Source organism: Oleiphilus sp. HI0123 (assembly GCF_001635315.1).
This window is the reverse complement of record NZ_LWGE01001764.1, coordinates 1-1,638: the sequence shown is the minus strand read 5'-3', so window position 1 is coordinate 1,638 and position 1,638 is coordinate 1. Positions and strand designations below refer to the sequence as shown.

At 42.7% G+C, this 1,638-nt stretch carries 2 protein-coding genes and 1 pseudogene; all 3 read right to left on the bottom strand.

The window, feature by feature from the left end:
- Window positions 1–365: pseudogene (locus A3761_RS29110) on the bottom strand (DUF3391 domain-containing protein); the annotation flags it as partial.
- A 162-nt stretch (window positions 366–527) separates the two neighbouring features.
- Complete coding sequence (locus tag A3761_RS23800) at window positions 528–842, bottom strand: DUF3301 domain-containing protein (RefSeq protein WP_068512050.1); 315 nt, start codon at window positions 840–842, stop codon at window positions 528–530.
- Between the two features lie 39 nt (window positions 843–881).
- Window positions 882–1,638: GGDEF domain-containing protein (locus A3761_RS23795; protein WP_082870365.1), on the bottom strand; the 757-nt coding region annotated here is incomplete at its 5' end.

Genomic DNA, 1,638 nt, shown 5'->3' with positions numbered 1-1,638 from the left:
CGCAAGATTATCAATAGCGTCTATAGGAAGCGCCTGACCAGTCTTAACGTCCGTGAGAATACCGCCCATGAGTTCAACTGCTTCTTCATGAACCTTTTGAGCCGCCAGCATTTCCTCGCCCAAACCTAAACGCGGCTTGTTTAACGAGCTCAGTTCACCTGCCGCTGCTAGTTTCTTTTCATTTTCTTTGTCAATCTCGGCAAGGGTCGGCGCATCCTTTAAATCCTCACCTAGAAAAGTATCGATATAGACTTCTTTAATGCCTAGTTTTTTATCTTTTCAACAGTTAGATCTTTCTTGATTTTCCCCTTCTTCTTAAAGTTGGAATGAGGAATCCAATCACTATTAAGATCAGATATATACATTCCAACTTGAAGGGAGTCGATAGGAATTCGTTTGATCATATTTATTCTTACACGCTAAAGCAGGTGCGAATTAAAAACACCTGCCAATTTGTGAATAGCTTCTTTTTGTCGATATATAGAGTATAGGTGCTCGATACAAATTAACCACTTCCAATAATAAAACTATTCCACTCGATGTGGTGCCAATTTGACCCCTTGAACACGTGCTCCGGCCATCTTCACACTACCTTTATAACGATCTTCTCCTGTAGAACTGAACTCAAAACCATATTCACGAATAATCTGTAAGCGCCCAGCATTCCCTCTCTTGAGCTTCAATGAGCGCAAAACGACTGTCTGGTCAAGAATACTTAAGTCCAATTCACGACAATGCTTCGCCGCGGCTCTTAGAGCAATATCTTTTAACTCTCTTGCTTTAAGCCAATACCAAACAATCAGGCAGACAAGCAACGTCAGAACCAATGATCTTAAAGACAATATAACCTCCGCATTCGAAACTCTACTCGCGCCTTGGGTTTAGGCTTCATACAAGCATACCTGATTCCGTCCCTGCTTCTTGGCTTGATACAGTGCCAAGTCAGCATTTTGATAAATTTGCCAAGCAGTTTCTGTCTTAGCTGTCGCGAATGCAATACCGAATGAGGCTGTCAAACTTATCCGTTGCCCCTGCCAAAAGCAGTCTGTACTTTCAATCGTGGCACGAATTCTTTCTGCCAATATATGCGCTTCATCTTTACTTTCGCCACAGACAATAATACTCATCTCTTCTCCGCCAACGCGCGCGGCAGTATCATTCTTCCTGCAATTTGCAAGAATCAATGTAGCAACCTTCTTCAATACTTCATCACCTGCCTGGTGCCCAAATCGATCATTTACTTGTTTAAAAAAGTCTAAATCAATTTGAATAATGGCCATTGAGGCACCGGTACGCAGATGCTGCTGAAACTCTTGTTCTAAACGGTTTTTATAATAACGCTTATTGTAAAGCGCCGTTAGGCTATCGGTCAGTGCCAGATCTGTAATCATATGCTCTCGACGACCAATAAAATAACCTAGCAATGAAAACACAATTCCCGTTGCCAAGCTCATATAGACATAGAGTAATAGATCAAAATGTTCACCAGAGAATGGATCACGCCCCGCAAGTTTCTGGACTAGAACCCAACCCGCCGGTGCACCTAACGATAAAGCCAGGCCGTACAAAGCCCTCAGAACCGGTAAGGATACAAAACGGGTGAGCCGGTTTGAGATTTTAGCGTTAGAACTACGTATC